Annotated in this window: 10 protein-coding genes and 1 rRNA gene; 8 read left to right on the forward strand and 3 right to left on the reverse strand. The window is 50.1% G+C overall.

The window, feature by feature from the left end; translation table 11 throughout:
* The 3 genes from AC50Y3_RS05695 to AC50Y3_RS05705 all read left to right on the forward strand — a co-directional run.
* Positions 1-97, forward strand: a 23S ribosomal RNA gene (locus AC50Y3_RS05695); the annotation flags it as partial.
* A 290-nt stretch (positions 98-387) separates the two neighbouring features.
* Positions 388-1647: a hypothetical protein gene (locus AC50Y3_RS05700; protein ID WP_494817812.1), complete on the forward strand. Its 1260-nt coding sequence runs from the start codon at positions 388-390 to the stop codon at positions 1645-1647.
* 135 nt (positions 1648-1782) lie between these two features.
* Positions 1783-2259 (forward strand): DinB family protein, encoded by a 477-nt coding sequence (locus AC50Y3_RS05705; RefSeq protein ID WP_494817813.1) that lies wholly within the window; start codon positions 1783-1785, stop codon positions 2257-2259.
* A gap of 14 nt (positions 2260-2273) precedes the next feature.
* Here the strand turns inward: AC50Y3_RS05705 and AC50Y3_RS05710 are convergent, their stop codons facing one another.
* Both AC50Y3_RS05710 and AC50Y3_RS05715 read right to left on the reverse strand, forming a co-directional pair.
* The gene (locus AC50Y3_RS05710) at positions 2274-2753 is read right to left on the reverse strand and encodes an NUDIX domain-containing protein (protein ID WP_494817814.1); all 480 of its coding nucleotides are present in this window, start codon (positions 2751-2753) and stop codon (positions 2274-2276) included.
* Between the two features lie 91 nt (positions 2754-2844).
* Positions 2845-3720: an NAD-dependent epimerase/dehydratase family protein gene (locus AC50Y3_RS05715; protein WP_494817815.1), complete on the reverse strand. Its 876-nt coding sequence runs from the start codon at positions 3718-3720 to the stop codon at positions 2845-2847.
* A 380-nt stretch (positions 3721-4100) separates the two neighbouring features.
* Between AC50Y3_RS05715 and AC50Y3_RS05720 the strand changes: the two genes are divergently transcribed.
* Positions 4101-6293 (forward strand): ABC transporter ATP-binding protein, encoded by a 2193-nt coding sequence (locus AC50Y3_RS05720; protein WP_494817816.1) that lies wholly within the window; start codon positions 4101-4103, stop codon positions 6291-6293.
* Positions 6293-6799 (forward strand): DUF1854 domain-containing protein, encoded by a 507-nt coding sequence (locus AC50Y3_RS05725; RefSeq protein ID WP_494817817.1) that lies wholly within the window; start codon positions 6293-6295, stop codon positions 6797-6799. The genes AC50Y3_RS05720 and AC50Y3_RS05725 overlap by 1 nt, the downstream gene beginning before the upstream one ends.
* A gap of 63 nt (positions 6800-6862) precedes the next feature.
* On the opposite strand, the gene AC50Y3_RS05730 is transcribed toward AC50Y3_RS05725, so the two are convergent.
* Positions 6863-7861 (reverse strand): GntR family transcriptional regulator, encoded by a 999-nt coding sequence (locus AC50Y3_RS05730; protein WP_494817818.1) that lies wholly within the window; start codon positions 7859-7861, stop codon positions 6863-6865.
* A 646-nt stretch (positions 7862-8507) separates the two neighbouring features.
* Between AC50Y3_RS05730 and AC50Y3_RS05735 the strand changes: the two genes are divergently transcribed.
* The 3 genes from AC50Y3_RS05735 (at position 8508) to AC50Y3_RS05745 (ending at position 16717) form a co-directional block, all read left to right on the forward strand.
* Positions 8508-11840, forward strand: coding sequence for a S8 family serine peptidase (locus tag AC50Y3_RS05735; RefSeq protein ID WP_494817819.1), 3333 nt, complete (start codon positions 8508-8510; stop codon positions 11838-11840).
* A gap of 44 nt (positions 11841-11884) precedes the next feature.
* Positions 11885-16063 (forward strand): S8 family serine peptidase, encoded by a 4179-nt coding sequence (locus AC50Y3_RS05740; RefSeq protein WP_494817820.1) that lies wholly within the window; start codon positions 11885-11887, stop codon positions 16061-16063.
* Between the two features lie 90 nt (positions 16064-16153).
* The gene (locus AC50Y3_RS05745; protein ID WP_494817821.1) at positions 16154-16717 is read left to right on the forward strand and encodes a TetR/AcrR family transcriptional regulator; all 564 of its coding nucleotides are present in this window, start codon (positions 16154-16156) and stop codon (positions 16715-16717) included.
* The last annotated feature ends 250 nt before the right edge of the window (positions 16718-16967 follow it).

The raw sequence follows: 16967 nt of genomic DNA on the forward strand, positions 1-16967 counted from the left end.
GTAAGACCCCTGAAAGACGATCAGGTTGATAGGTTCGAGGTGGAAGTGCAGCAATGCATGCAGCTGACGAATACTAATCGGTCGAGGGCTTATCCTACGAACATTCGCTCGGATGTTCAACTTCGGACAAGATCAGCTAATGAAGACCTTCGCAAAGGTTCGTATCCAGTTTTCAATGTGTAACCATATAAAATTAGAAGCACCCTTGTGGGTGTTTTTTTTATTGCACACTGAAGTCTCTGATCGTAAAGCTCTGCAAAAAGTACATGTCAGCTACAATATTTACACTTTAACAAAATACGATTTACTGATAGTGTTTTGTTACATAGCTTCTACAATGTACTTCTCTATTGTTAGGACGGACTTGGGGAAAGGTGGAACCGTTATATGCAGGTGCGAGTTGTCGGTGAACCGAATGTAAAAGGGATGCTGGTGGCGGCTGTCAATGGTGATGACGCGCCAAGTGGTGCTGTTACTAGTAGCTATTGTTGGCTGTTCTCAGAAACGCTGGATGGTCCCTATGTGGAGCTGTCAGGAATATTCACGAAAACGATCGTCCTGCTCGCTTCTTACAGTGGAGGATATTTAAAAGCGCGCCTTCGCAATGGGATGGAGAAAGAAGCGGAAAGTGAGCCCGTTGGTCCGATTCGCGCGGTGAACGGCAATCCGAGTACGGATTGGCTTTGCGCGGCGCAATATGGAATCTCGCATCATTTTATAGCTAACTATTTGAATAGGGTTGCGGCCTCTCCCGAGGAACAATGGAAGAAGCATGAAGACTGGAATGACGTCATTAACAGCTTTGATGTGAATGCTTATGCGGAGCAGGTTGCTAGCAGTGGGGCCGGCTTTGTGCTGCTGACGCTTGGGCAGAACTGCGGTCGTTTTTTGGCGCCAAATGCGGTGTATGAAGAGATAGCAGGCGTGCGACCGGGCGAACGTTGTGCGACGAGGGATCTTCCAATGGAAATTGCTCACGCTCTAGATACATACGGCATTAAGCTGATGCTCTATGTGCCGGCTAACCCGCCTCATTCCGCGCATCTAGTGGAGGGCGACTACGCGATTACTCGCGCATTTGGATTCTCGGAGGGGACCGACTCGGCACCTACTCAAGAGACGATGCGACTGTGGCAGTCCGTCATTAAGGAATGGTCTGATCGTTATAGCGTGCTGCTTGCAGGCTGGTGGTTTGACGGCGTATTTCCGGCTATGATGAAGTCTTACGATAATATGCAGCTGCCTTATAACTGGAGCAGTATAGTCAATACAGCGAAGTCGGGGAATGCGCATCGCATTATGTGTTTGAATTCCGGCATTGGAGGCATAGCGATAAACTCGCCATATGAGGACTATACCGCAGGCGAGACGAATGAAATCGGCGGACTTCCGGAGAATGGCAGATGGGTCGATGAGACGAATGGCATTCAATACTTCACCTTTACCTTCCTGGGTGAGAATGACCCTAATTGGGCGGGCTGGGGCAATAAAGGACTATCGCGGCCGACCGCTGAGCTAGTGGATTGGGTCAAGGGAGTAACCGATCGGAAGGGTGTAGTTTGCCTCGACGTGAAGGTAAACCGGTTTGGTAAAATGGATCCCGATCAATTGGAGCAGCTGGGTGAGATTAAGCGGCGTGTTCGTTGATTGGGCGGAAGAGTTGAATTGAGAAGAGCCGCCTAGGATGAACTAGGGGGCTCTTTCTTTTGGCACGGGCAAGGACTATGCGAAGCTAGCATCGAATATGAAGAGCAAGTTGGACGTATATTGGAGGGGATCGCGATGGTTTCAGCAGTGGGGCAAGAACTTATTGAAGCCTACAAAAGAGCACCTTTAGAACTTGCGCAGGCAATTGCAGGATTAAGTGATTCTGATCTGGATCAGGCCAGAGCAGAAGGCAAATGGACAATCAGGGAAATCGTCCATCATATTATCGACAGCGATATGAATTATTTTCAAATTAACCGATACGCTTTGGCGGACACGGGAGCAACTTATCAGTTCAATGAGTTTAACGGGGATGTTTGGAACACCAAGATGAGCTATAGAAATCGATCAATAGATTTAGAGATGAAGCTGTTCAGCATGATGCGGGCATACATCTCCTACTTATGCGTTACTCTATCAGACTCATTGGACAGAGTTCTTATGCATGAGCTGGGAAAGGCAACGGTCCGCGATGCGTTGAATCATGACACCCAGCATGCCGCACACCATATTGAGCAAATTCTTGAGACTCGCAAAGTGCATAATTTGTAAAGTCGATTATGATTCTAGTTCATATCGCCGACATAGCAGTGCTTTGGTTTAGCTCCGCTCGCAACCTCGATTAGCTGGGGGATCAACGCTTTCGGATAAAATGGGAAGTTAGCCAGTTCATGAAGAGGAATCCACGCGGCTCCGATTTGATCGGGGTCCGGATTTGGCGGAGAAGCAGGGATGTCGGTACCGTCGGTGGATTTGAACTTACACAGAAAAATAGGACTGACGATATGAAGACTGCCATTAGCTGCAGCATATTCGTGATTATCTCCAATAAACTCGCGAAGGAATAGCAGCTCTCCAACGTCCACCGCGACTCCTACTTCCTCGAATACTTCACGATAGACCGCTTGTTCCAAGGTTTCGCCAAATTCTTGCTTGCCGCCGGGGAGGATGTAAGAGTCTTCTCCTGTTTCGTCGTCTCTCTTATGGATGGTGAGAATAGAGTCGTTTTGAACGATTACGGCTTGTACGCCTATGGTGATCTTCATTAATTATGAGCCTCCTTAAGTAACGTCTATATAGGATAAAGGGCCGCCTCAAAGTTGCGTTGCATACTTTTGAAGGCGGCCCTTGTTGTAGCTATAGATCTGCTGGCAATTCGGATGGGACAAACAGACTGGCGACATCGATTCCGCGTTCATCGCGGATTTTGAGATCACGTAGGAATTCAACAAACCCAGTCGCCGGTTTCCAGCCTAGCGCTTGCTCCGCTTCGGAGAGGTCGTGCTGCTCAACGGAGCCGGGCAGGCTGATTGCATATTTCTCAATGAGCTGACGTGCGCCGGGAACTTGCTCTTCGCACCAAGCGGGGCCGAGCTCACGGAAGTTGTTTACGACTTCCTCAGGCATGCCGTGGTTGGTATGTACGATTGTGCAGAAAAGTCCGATATCCCGATTAAGGGCGGCTTTCACTGATGCTACGGTAGCAGCGGCCACATCTCTGCGATCGACGCCATTGCGGAGCAGACGTGAGCCGAATTCTAAGTAAGGACGAGGAATGAATTCATGATAGCGAAGCATGGCGATCGAGGCGCCGGTCATCTCATGGTAAGATCTGCACAAATCTTCTCCGATTACCTTCGAAACGCTGTATACGGATCCCCAGCCATAAGCCATCGAAGAAGCATATACGATGGATTGGATGCCTGCTTGCTTACAGGCTTCCAGGACGTTGAACGTACCATCCACATTTACAGCAAAGATCGTCTCATCACTCACCGGCGGATTATGTGCGCAATGCCATGCGGCCAGATGAACGACGGCATCCATGCCTTCTACTGCACGGCGAACGTCGCCAGCTGTTCTGCTGTCGCAGCGGACAAATTCCACATCGGCAAAATCTGCCCCCGCCGGAGGCGACACGTCTGCCATACGAACCGTATATCCCGCTTGGATAAGCGCTCTGCTAATCGCTTGCCCGCCATTGCCCGAAGCGCCGGTAACTAACACTTTCATTTTGGGAATCCCTCGCTTTATGGTTTGATGCTAGCATTATAGCATGAATATGCTTTTTTTTACCTGGCACTTTAGTTCGGGGGTAGGGAGAAAAAAAGTGCTAACGAGCCCTGTGGGGTTTAGAAACTCTAATGGTCATCGCGGCAATCACAATGTAAACGATCCTTTCGGAGTGGAGCGGTACTTGCTAGAAGTGTGGTATCGTGCGAAAAGTGGGAATATTTTTGGGCATATCCATATTTATGGGTAAAGTTTACAAAGAAAGAAGGAATTATAAAGCAAATATAGAACATATATTCGTAGTGGCCGACTCGTCATTGGATTGTCGGGTCCAACTAAGGGTCAGCCCAATAACTTGTTTTGAGACACAGGAGGGTACCATGTCTATTCAAGACCAGCTTCCGGAAGTACTGAGGAAGCAACTAACGTCTGAACTGCTGTTCAGCGCCAAAACCGATCTGCTGCAGGATGGCCGGTTCGGAGAGCAATGGCTGGCTGTCACGGAGCAAGACATCGTGGTATGGCAGCAAGACAAGACGCAGCTGCTCAGGCAGCCGTTAGCAGAGCTGAAGGAAGCGCGGGCTGTCAGCGCAGTCGGTGGAGGCACGCTGCTGGCTGACACGGGAAAAGGCCCAGTCGTGATCGCGCGTTATACAGCCGCGCAATCGCCGGTGTTCGGTTTTGCGGCGAAGCTGCTCAGCGCGATGGCGAAGAACGAAGAGCGACCGGTGCTTTCGGAGCGAGAGCTTCCACGCAGCTGCCATAGCTGTGGCAACCCGCTGTCAGAAGGGACGCAGATCTGCCAGATATGCACACACAATGGCAAGGTAGCCGCTCGGATGCTGAGCTACACCAAGCCATATAAGCTGCAAATGATCGCTGCCGCTTGTCTGTTAATCACAACAACACTCGTAGAATTGGTACCGCCTTACTTAACTAAGGTTATTATCGATGACGTCCTTGGCCCTAAGGATATTGGTTCGACACTGCTGTACGTTGTGCTTGGATTAGGCGCAACGATGCTTCTGATGTCACTGATGCAAACGATTCGCGGATTAATCGGCGTATGGGTTGGATCTAAACTGATGGGCGACTTGCGTAAAGATGTCTACAGCTCGCTCATGCGGCTATCACTTGCCTTCTTCGACCGCCGCCAAACGTCGCAATTCATCGGCAGGGTCAACAATGATTCAGAGGCGATGCGGCAGTTCATGACGGACGGCGTCGTGTTTATGTCCGCGGAGGGACTGCGGATCATCGCGATCTTCATCATTATGTTCGGACTCGATTGGCAGCTCACGCTGTATGCCATACTGCCGGTACCGGTCATGGTTGCCGTATCGATGACCATCTGGCCGAAGATCGGACGGCGCTGGTATCAGCAATGGCGCTCGATTTTCAGACTTAACACGTTGGTCGGCGATTCTCTTCAAGGGATTCGAGTTGTAAAAGCCTTCGGCAGGGAGCAGGATGAACTATCCCGTTATGCGGATGCGAATGTTGAAGTCGTACGGCGCAATATCCGCATGGAAGGTCTCTGGTCTTTCATGTTCCCGGCCTTCGCCTTCATTGCCGGACTGGGCACGCTGCTCATCTGGTATAACGGCGGAAGCAAGGTGCTTCATGACAATATGCAGCTTGGCGTACTAATGGCACTTATCGCTTACCTCGGGATGTTATTCGGCCCGCTGCAATGGATCAGTCAAATGATCAGTTGGGCGAGCAATGCCATGGCGGCTGCACATCGTGTATTCGAGATTATGGATACGCCGCCTGATGTGCCTGACGTTCGTAATCCTGCGGCAATCGGCGTCATCAAAGGCGACGTTATCTTCGAGAAAGTCACCTACGGCTACGAGAAGCATCATCCGGTGCTCAAGAATGTCAATTTACAGGTAAAAGCAGGCGAGATGATCGGTCTGGTCGGACATTCCGGAGCGGGTAAATCGACGTTCATCAACATGATTTGCCGGTTCTACGATACCGATGAAGGTGCCATTCTCATTGATGGAACGGATCTCCGGGACATCAGTCAGGTCGACCTGCGTAAGCAGATCGGCGTCGTCTTGCAGGAGACGTTTCTGTTTGACGGTACAATTGCTGAGAATATCGCCTATTCCAAACCAGATGCGACGCCGGTGGAGATTATGCGAGCGGCAAAGATTGCCAATGCGCATGATTTCATCGTTCGGCTGCCGGACGGCTACGATACTCGCGTAGGCGAGCGAGGGCATAAGCTCTCCGGCGGTGAGAAGCAACGGGTGGCCATCGCCCGTGCCATTATCCATGATCCGCGCATTCTGATTCTGGATGAAGCAACCGCATCGGTGGATACCGAGACAGAGCGCCAAATTCAAGAAGCGATTTCGCGTCTGGTTAAAGGCCGTACGACATTCGCGATTGCGCACCGTCTATCGACGCTTCGCAATGCAGATCGGCTTGTTGTACTGGACCGAGGCAAAATCGTTGAAGTCGGCACGCATGAGCAACTGCTCGAGAAAGAGGACGGTGCCTACCGGAAGCTCGTTGACGCGCAGAAAGAGCTGTCCAAGATCAAGGGGGTTGAGGGCTGATGACTACTACTGAAGACAAATATGAAATTCGGTTATTCTCACCGGATGATGTCTATTTCAGCCGCGGTCAAGGCGGCGTGTTCCAAGGTATTGTAGAAGGCGTTACGTACGAAGAGCTCGAGGTGTACCGGGCATTCCCGTTCCTCTACACTACCCAATATATTTCGATTCGAAATACGAAAGGCGAAGAGCTCGGGATCGTGCCGGACATTAAAGACCTGTATGAAGAAAGTGCGGTTGAGCTTGAGAAGGAGTTGCAGCTGCGGTATTTCATGCCGCGTGTGACACGTGTCGAAAGCGTAAAGTTCAAGTCTGACCTGTGGATGTGGGAGCTGCAAACCCATCTTGGCGCAACCCGGATGGTCATGCGTAATCTGCACGAGCATATGCAATATCCCGGTGGCGGCCGAGTCATTCTGACCGACATGAGCGGCAAACGCTGTGAGATTACAGATTGGCGTGAGCTGGATACACACAGCCGCAAGCAGCTGGAAGAAGTATTGTAATCCTAACGAAAAGCATCACTTTATTAAGGGTTGGGCAGATAACATCTGCCCAATTTTTTTTATTTATGGAGCAAATCCTGTACCGTATCGATAATGCAAGTCCGTGGCGGCGAGCTCTCTCAGCAGATTTTCGCTGCTTCGCTCCAGTCGTAATTTAAACAGCTGGACTTTGTCCGGAGCCAATCCCTTAAGCTCTGCGTATACAGCCTTGGAAGTATATATTTTAGCTGAGCTGCGAAGGGCTTCCTCCAGATTATCGTGCTCATCGATGCCGATGATTTCCGGACATAAGTGAGTAATGCCGTCCTCACGAATGCGCTGGAGCATCCAGTCGCCACCGGTTTTACCATGAGAGACAAAGGATACATGCGAATCTCGTTGCAGCTTAGCCAACTCGAGCACGATAGAAGAATCGACCGTAACGCCGACGACATGCACCTTCTTGTCCAGAGGAGCCAATATAGCTTTGGCGCGATTCGCGAGGTTCAAGCTGGTCACCCAAATATCGTTCGGACGTGCCTCCTTGATCGTGCGGGTTCCTTCCATCAAATCCTCGAGGAAAATCGTACAGACCTCAAGTCCGGTCACCCGCTCGATTTCTTCTTGATAGAAATAGAGATCATGGTCCTTGCTTTCCACGAGCAGGATGCGAGCCGGAACAGTCGGAAGACCGCTCTGCAGCAGACTATATCCCAGGCCGGCCATGAAGAGCTCCTGCAGATCAAGTTTTTCTGCCCGGGCTCCTTTGATTACGCCGTCGAGCAGTCTCTTCATAGGTATACCTTTTCTTCGCAGCCGTTCCGTCGCCGGACCGCCGAGCACTTGCGTCCCTTTGCCTTTCTGCATGGAAACAAGACCTTCGACTTTAAGCTGGCTATATACCCCATTCACGGTATTTCGGTTAAGTCCCAGCAAATCAGCCAGCTGGCTTGCGGCAGGCAGAGGATCGCCGGGCTTCAATTGACCCGTTCCAATCAGCCACTTGAGCTGTTCCTTAATTTGGGTATTTACTCCAAAATTCACTTGGTGATCGACTGTTAAACAGAAGCGATTCGAAATCATATGAACACCCTCATTTACCTATATATCTATGCATTGTGCAATCTCTCATATTCTGAAAGCGTAAAGATGTAGGAATAGTAGTTAGTGATAGATTATTCATGTTTATGACCATATACCTTCAAAGCTTCTGTTGCTGTGACCACGACCTCTAGGCGATTTACGAGAAAATACGATGTTTAAATGTATAGGTAAGTATGCATTACTTCATAGACTGGTTTGACTATTTTGCGTTAGGTTCATGCCACCTCCGAATCGAATCTCAGTATACTGACGTAAACTTTCTTTAAAAAGTTATAGAAATAATTAAAAAGTTAAAAAAATAAATCAATTGACTCTTTCAATCTAGTAAATATATAATCATCTCAGAATTCGTTGTAATAGTAATGTCAGATTAAGTGACACGATTATTCGAATCCATTACATAAGTTTCAGTATAAGAGGCAGGTGGTAGGAGCGTGCTAAGGAGAGAAACGAAAGGGGGCATATGCCTATAAATACAGTTAACCGGCTGTAGGGATTTTCGCATGTTCTTTCACAATAGTTATCTATTTACTAGTAGATAGACTGATGAGTAAAGTTGAATGTAAGCGTTTCCTATGTTTTTTTTATTAATATTTTAATTATTTTAGTGAGGACGTGAAAAGGCTTGATCAGAAAAAGTAAGCGAATGGCTTCCGCACTCTTGTCGTCGATGCTGATCTTTGGAGTTGTAACACCCGTATTAGCCAAGCAAACCCAGCACAACGATCCGATCCGAAAAAGCCAGTGGACTAAAGGAGAAGTTTCCCTTGATCAATCGATTCCCATCGATTCCAACGCGAATGCCGCACGGCAAGCTTCCGTGCAGCTGCCTGCATTCGGCAGCATATTGCCTGAAAAACCGGAGTATGCCGCCGATCGCGTCATTGTCAGATATCGCTCGGAGCAGAAGTCCGTATTTGCCGTATCACTAACCAATCAAATAATAGGTTCCAGTCCGCTCTCCGTACCCAATGCGGAGTTGTTGAAGCTTGCGGCTGGAGCTGATGTAAATAGTGTCATTGAAGAGCTGCTTAAGGATCCGAACGTTCTCTATGCGGAACCTGATTACAAGATCAATTCTGCATTGGTTCCGCAAATGATCCGTCCGGCCAACTTGTCGAACGAGGCAACCGTTTCAGCAGCGGACGCAGGACAATCTGCCGTAACGCCGAATGACCCGCTTTTCCATGAACAATGGGGGCTAAACAACACCGGGCAAGATCTCAATGAAGGCACGGTACCCGGCGGCTTGGCGGATATCGACATGGATCTGCCGGAAGCATGGGAGATTACGACAGGCAGCAGGGATGTGACCGTCGCAGTCATCGGTACCGGTGCCAAGATGGATGCTCCCGATCTGGTCGGTCAGTTCTGGACCAACGACAAGGAAATTGCGGATAACAAAATCGATGATGATAACAACGGACTTGTCGACGATGTGAATGGCTGGGATTTCGCCCACGATGACAACACGCTGTTCGATACGAGCGACGGCCTAAATGATACTTACGGTACAACGATTGCCGGGCAAATCGCCGCTGCTATGAACAATAACGAAGGCATCGTTGGTGTGGCGCCTAATGTTACCGTCATGCCGCTTAAGGTGGCTTCCGAAGAGCTAGGTTACTTCTCGGATGTCGTGGATGCCATTCACTATGCCGATGAGCACGGCGCCAAGATCGCTGCGCTCGGAATCGTGTATCAATACAGAAGCAAGTTGGTTGAAGATGCAATCAACGCCTCAAACATGTTGTTCGTAGCCCCGGCCGGCGAAAGCCAAGGCATGATTGGAACTTTAAATACGGATGTACAACCGGTGTATCCGGCTGCCTATCCAAGTCCTAATATGCTGTCGGTTACAGGTGTCAATATTCTTGGGAACCGGTCAGTAGGCGCTGCGATTGGACAAATGTCCGTCGATGTCGCTGCACCGTCCGAATTGATCCTCTCGACAACGCCTGACGTGGATGCCGGTTATGCGGCACAAATCGATGGCGGTACCTATAAAGCGTACTACAACGGGATTGGGTTTGAAGAAATTCCGATCGATGACCCGCAATATGCCACTCAACGGCAGGATATGTTCGATCGCGCTATGGATTACCTTAAGCCTGCAGGTGAAGCCGAACCGAAAATACTGCTCGTCAATGACAGTAAGCGCTCCTTTAACAACGGCGATGGAGGGGTAGGTCCCCTATACGAAAGCGATCCTATGGCTGTTTATGAAGGGCTGCTTCAGCATGCAGGTTATTCCTATGATACGTTCACGACGGCGGACGAGTCCTTCGATGGTCCGGCGCTCACGGGACCTCAAGGGCTGCAGCAGTACGATATCGTGATCTGGTTCACGGGAACGGCAGCAGCAGTTAATAATGCCAAATTGCTTACGGATAATGATCAAGCGAACTTGACCAGCTATCTTGGCAGTGGCGGTCATTTGATGCTGACGGGACAAGACGCCATCGACCAGAGCCCGAAATCCGCCTTTGTAAAGGATGTACTTGGTCTTAAGCTTGTCAAGGAAGGCGGCTACATTTTCAAAGGTTGGGGTGTTCCCGGCACGATTTATGAGGGTCAAGAATATAAGCTCATGGATTTCTCGTTATTTTACGACACCGTTATTAGCAATAAGCCCGAGATAACCACTGTCAATATTAAGAATAGCAAAGGCAGATACTCCTATTCCCAAGGTACGATATACGCCGCCGCCTACGCAGCAGGCGTGGCTGCGCTGGTTGAAAGCCAGAATCCGGATATGAGTGCACTGGATATTAAGCAGCGTATTGTGACCAGCGGCAAACCGATTAATGAGTTAAAGCCAATTACTGTAAGCGGGAAACTGATCAGTGCTTATCGCGCGCTGTGGAACAAGGACATCCCGGGCATGTCGTTAATCGATACTTCTGTTAAGGGCAAACTCGATCAGGCGAATGATCCGAATCATGTCTATTCCGTCGAATTGAACGCCGGCGAAACCGCGACCTTCACACTCAAGGGTGAAGAAGGGACGGATTTCGATCTGATTCTATACGATGATTCCGCAACGACGGTACAAAGCAAAGAAGGCGCGGTCGCCTATTCCGAAACGGCTGACACTTCAACCGAATCGATCACATACCGCGCAGCCAAGGCAGGTACGTATTACATTAACGTCTATGCTGTAAATGGCGCAGGCGCGTATACCTTGAATGTGGAGTATGGCAATTCATCGAGCATGATTGAGGACGGCGATGCTTCACTTATTTACGAGGGGAACTGGACCACGCTTAATGGCCCTTCCTATTCAGGTGGAACATTGAAGCAGCTAACCGGGGAAGGTTTCGTCAAGTTCGGCTTTAGAGGCAATCTGTTCGAATGGATCGGCACGAAGAACGATATGCAAGGTACCGCTGAGATCCGAATCGACGGATTGCCTATGGGGTACGCCAATTTATTCAGCAAGTCGCCTCAATCAAAGCAATCGTTGTTCAAAATGGTGCTGCCTAACGGGCATCACGACGTTGAGATTATAGCCGTACGTGGCGTTGACCCGACATTAGCACTTAATGTGGATGCGTTCGTGTTCTCCGGCTTAATTTCGCCGACACATCCTTCCGCCAATTACGAGGGTCCTTGGACTATTCGGTACGGCAAGAAATATGCCGACGGTGTACAGACCTATACCACGACTCCTGGCAGTTCTGTCGATTTCACTTTCACTGGCACGAAGGTCACCGTTTGGTCCACGACAGGAAGTAACCGCGGCAAAGTGAATATCTTCATCGATGGTAAATCCGTAACGGCGGCGCCGGTCGATCTGTACAGCGATAAACTTCGCTATCAGGTACCTGTCTTTACGTCAGGCGAGCTCGCAAGCGGCGTGCATCATGTCAAAATCGTGCATGCCGGCGAAGCGAATCCCAAGTCTAGCAACAGCATCGTTACGATCGACGGTCTGGACGTCCTGAATTTAAACTAGCCTGCAAAGAGCTACTATTCTGAACCGAAATGGGGTACCTGAACGTGAAACGATCACTTCTCAAAAAATCACTTTCGCTCGCAACGGTCTCGGTGCTGGCCGGAAGTATGGTCACGACCGGCTTGCCAGCCGCGCATGCCGCTCCGCTGGACAAGACATTCATAACGAAGGAAGGGCTGCAAGCCGTAACTCAGCTGCTGCAGCAAGCGAAGCCGGAGGCCGGGATCAACGCGATCCCGGGTGAAGCTTACATTTCCGATGCCATCGATACCGCTTCTACGAAGGAAATAAATGTCATCATTCAACTAAGCGGCCAGCCTGCGGCCGTTGGTAAATATGCCGCGAAGCTAGGGTATAAAACGCTGGCCGCGGAAGCAAGCGAAGTGAAAGTACAATCCGAGCAGAATGCATTCGTTCGCAGTGCACAGGCGAGCAGCATTCCGTTTAAGATCAATCGCAGCTTCAATACGGTGCTAAATGGAATGGAGATTACGATCCGGGCTGATCTTATTCCGCAGTTGGCCAAACTTCCGGGCGTGAAAGCCATTCATAAGAATGTCATCTATTACCCGATTGACGAGCCGGACAGCTATCAAGGCGCTGCAGGCTCATCGGATTTCGATCCGGTTCCGCTCGAGCAAATAGGTGTTCTGAAGGCGTGGGATCGCGGATTCACGGGCAAAGGGCTGAAGGTCGGCGTCATTGATACCGGTATCGATTACCTGCATCCGGATCTCAAGGGCAATTACGTCGAAGGCGGCTACGATGCCATCAATCAGGACGATGATCCGTATGAAGATTTGCCGGAAAAAGGCTATGAAGATTCAACAGGCTCCATTCATGGTACACACGTATCCGGCACGATCGCCGGCACGGCTTCCAACCCGACATCTGCTCATGTGCAGAAGGGTGTCGCTTATGAGGCAGATCTGTATGCCTATAAAGTACTCGGCCCGGAAGGCGGTACGTCCTCCCAAGTTATCGACGGGATCGAACATGCTGTCGATGATCATATGGACGTCATCAATCTTTCCTTAGGGAGCGATCTGGAGAAGGACCCTGACTCGCCTGACGCTATTGCAGTAAACAATGCCGTATTAGCAGGCGTTGTAGCCGTGGTCGCGAACGGCAATGCGGGCGGCGGCAATCAATATTACTATTCCATGGGATCACCGGCTTCTTCGCAAATGGCGATATCCGTCGGTGCGGTGACAAGCGATAGCAACCGCGTCCAGGGAACGATTCATAGCGCAGTCGGGTCTGAGGTCTATGACACGAATATGAGCTTGATGAGCTGGAAGACGGATCAAGATAGCTTTAACACGATGTTCGGCAGCAATCCGATTCAAGGCGTTTACGTCGGTCTGGGTAGGGAAGATGATTATAAAGGGCTTACTTCGGCCTTCCTAGCCGACAAAATCGTCTTCATCTCTCGGGGGCTTTCCAGCTTCGATGAGAAAGTGAAATTGGCTGCAAAGCACGGCGCGAAAGCGGCTGTCATCTTCAATGGCAATTTCAGTGCGAGTGACCAGAATGTTCCTGACTTATCGGAAGAAATTCCGTCACGCGACGGCGCGATCGGTCCGCTTGCTTTCCTAGGCGACGGATATGACTATATCCCGACATTCGACATGCCAGGCAAGATGGGGCGTGCATTGGCTCGCCAATTGAAGGCGCATTCGGATCAAACCTTGCAGTTTACGATGAAGAATGACTTCAAGACGGTTGCGGTAGCCGGTGACATCATGGCTGATTTCAGCTCCAGAGGGCCGAATTCGGATGGCAACTATGGCATTAAACCGGACCTGAGTGCTCCCGGCGTGTCCATCTTCTCTTCTATCCCTGCCTATGGACAAGCGAATCCTGACGCTAACTATGACAAAGCCTATGCCAAGCTAAGCGGCACGAGTATGGCTACTCCTCATGTCGCTGGACTGGCTCTGTTAATTAAGCAAGCTCATCCGGATTGGACACCGACCGACATTCGCGCAGCGCTGGCGAATACGGCGGAGGAAATCCATGACGAGAAGGGCACGATGTATGATGTCTATTCGCAAGGCGCGGGGCGCGTCAATGTCATGAACGCAATTGACACGCATGCCATTATCGAATCGATGGACGAAATAACGCTCCACGACGATAAGATGAACCCGATCGTTATGCCAAGCGAAGGAAGCAGCGTGAGCTTCGGCATGATCAACCCAGGCGCCAAAGAAGCAGTTAAGAAGCCGCTTCGCGTCAAGAACCTCTCGGATGAATCGGTGACGTATAAGGCGAAAATCGTGATGCACCCTTCGGTAACGTCCGATCCGCATCATCCGATCCCTACGCCGAATCCAAGCGAGATCATCATGGGACTCGAAGGCGTCACAGCCAACCAAATTACGGTTGGAGCGGGCGGAGAGTTCGATTTCAACCTGACCGCGAAATCTATCGCGCGCGCCAAGGTTGGCGTATATGAAGGAGAAGTCTTGCTGGAGAACGAGGGGCTGCCTTCCCTACACCTGCCGTTTGTCGTTCATATCGGCGATGAGTCCGATGACAACGACTTCTTGATTCAGAATTTGACGCTCAGCAATGCAACGGTTTCAAAAGACGCGCCAATCGACATTACGGCGTCGCTTCCGACAGGAGAAATTAACCACCTGTACGTGGCAATTGTCAACTTGGATAACGAAGTGTTGGGCATATTGTCCGAAATCTATGATCGGGATGAAGCGAAGGACGTCCTAAAGCCGATTCCGTCAAACATCATCATCCCTGAATTCGATGGCTCTTATAACTTAGGTCTCGATGTTATTAATGGTAATAAAGCGAATGAATATCTCCCGGAAGGAAGGTATAAGCTTGCGGTCGTAGGCTCGGTCTATGATAAAAACTATAATCTCGTCGATGAATCCGTCGCATTCAAATCGTTCTATGTGTCCGATGAATCTGTAGTTGACGAGCCTAACCCGCCTGCAAATCCGCCTTATACTGGGGGACCAATTACTTCCCCTAACGATGCAGCGTATAACAAGGATGTTGCTGCTTCCGTAATCGAGAAGGGGCAAACCGGCATTGCGATTGCGCCGCAATCGAAGCTGGAAGGAACGGAGTTGTCCGTATCTGTCACGGATGCCGACCTGCAGCAAGCGCTTAAGGATGCGAAGCAGTCTGTCGCGCTCACCATCGGAGCAGCTTCCACGAATGCTTCCTCCGCACAGCTGAAATTAACGGCTGCACAGGCGAAGCTCGTGAAAGAAGCGGGTCTGAAGGGGACGATCGTCTTCACCTGGAACGATTCATCCGTCGCTTTACCGCTCCTTGCCTTGGGTCAAGTTACTGATGGAGCGGCCGATGTCGTCATTACGATCAAGAAGGATGAAGGCAGCAAGTCCGAATTTACGAAGCAAGTGAAAGATGCCGCTATACTGGGAACACCCTATGTCTTCGAAGCAAGCAGCTTGAAGAACGGCGTTGTCTCTCCGCTTAAGCTGAAGGCGGACCAGGCTGTGAGCAGATCATTCCTAGTCGAGAATGGTGCAAGCACGGCAGGCGCGTTGTACCTTGACGGCGGCCAAGTGTATCCTGTTCCTGCCAAAATCACGGCTGCAGGAGAAGGCAAGTCCATTGTCACGATTCGTCGACCTGGCTTCTCAACCTATGCTGCTGCATCGAGGCATGTATCGTTTACCGATATCGATAAGTCTTGGGCGAAGGATCAAATTCAATCGCTTGCAGACAAATTCCTGTTGAACGGCACTTCCGAGCATGCTTTCTCGCCGAAAGCTAATGTGACTCGCGCGCAATTCGCGTCGATGCTCACAAGAACGCTGGGACTGCAATCCAAAGCGGCGGTCAATCCGTTTAGCGATGTTCGCAGCAGCGACTGGTTTGCTTCCGACGTGATAAGCGCTTATGAAGCCGGACTTGTAACGGGTTCGGATGGCAGGTTCAATCCGAATGCAGCCATCACCCGTCAAGATTTGACGGTTATGCTGGCCAGAGCGGTCAAGCTGGTTGGCCTGCAGCAGTCGAACCAACCTGCGCCCCTTGTTTACGCTGATGCTGCGCAGTTTAGCGGCTATGCGAAAGAAAGCATTCAAATCGTAACAGAGGCCGGACTGATGAAGGGCGTCGAATCCAAAGGCAAGTTCTACTTCCAGCCGACCGGCGCTACGACGCGCGAAGCTGCGGCGAAAGTGCTGCACGAGCTGCTCCTGGCATCTGGACGAATCTAGTTTAACCTGTATAACGGAAGGAACTGCCGGTATGTGCTCGGCAGTTCCCTTTCACTATGGTTCATCATTTTGGATTGGGAGGTACGCAATATGGAAACCGCAACACGCAAAGAGCAACTACAACATTTAGCCGAATCGCTGATTCGTCAAAAAGGATATGCGGCTTTCAGTTACGACGACCTTTCTAAGCATCTCGGCATATCGAAAGCGAGCATTCATTATCATTTTGAGAAGAAGGAAGACTTGGGCCTGGCCGTGCAGGAGCAAATCTATCAAAGACTGGTTGATTTCTCGAAAAAAATGCAGCACTCGGAGGACTCGGTCGAAGTAAAGTTCGTCGAGTTCTGCCATTTGCAAGCTGAGCAGTTAGCCGATAATGAGATTTGCCCGATTTCATCGCTGCAAGCGGATTTCGAGCTGCTGCCGGAAACGATGAGACAAAGAATTCAGGAGATTAGTCAATTTGAGCTTTCCATTATGCAGGACATGATCAGCCCAAAGGCTGCCGACTCTAGCAAAGAACCCCAATCAATTGCGATCGCGCTAGCTATGTTATCGGCAATCAAAGGTTCAATACAATATCGCCGCGTAAGAGGTGGAGACTCGCTGACGGATATTTGGTTGGGTCTCAGCCGAATATTAATCAATTCATAGCGATTGAATGATTGTCCCAATGCTCGTCCATAGTAACCTCCCATTAGCGAACCTAGATTTATAGAGCTAATGGGAGGTTTTTTTATATGCCTGCGGGGAATGCTCTAACGAATCATACAGCGCCTATTTGGCTAAAAAGATCTCCCAAAAAACGCTAACGAATCGTAGCGGCGTTATTTGACAGTATTAAAGTGATTGGGAGCCATTTCCCCCACAATAAGACCTCTACAATTCGTTAGATTTCCGGAAC

The organism is Paenibacillus sp. J22R98, assembly GCF_059383835.1.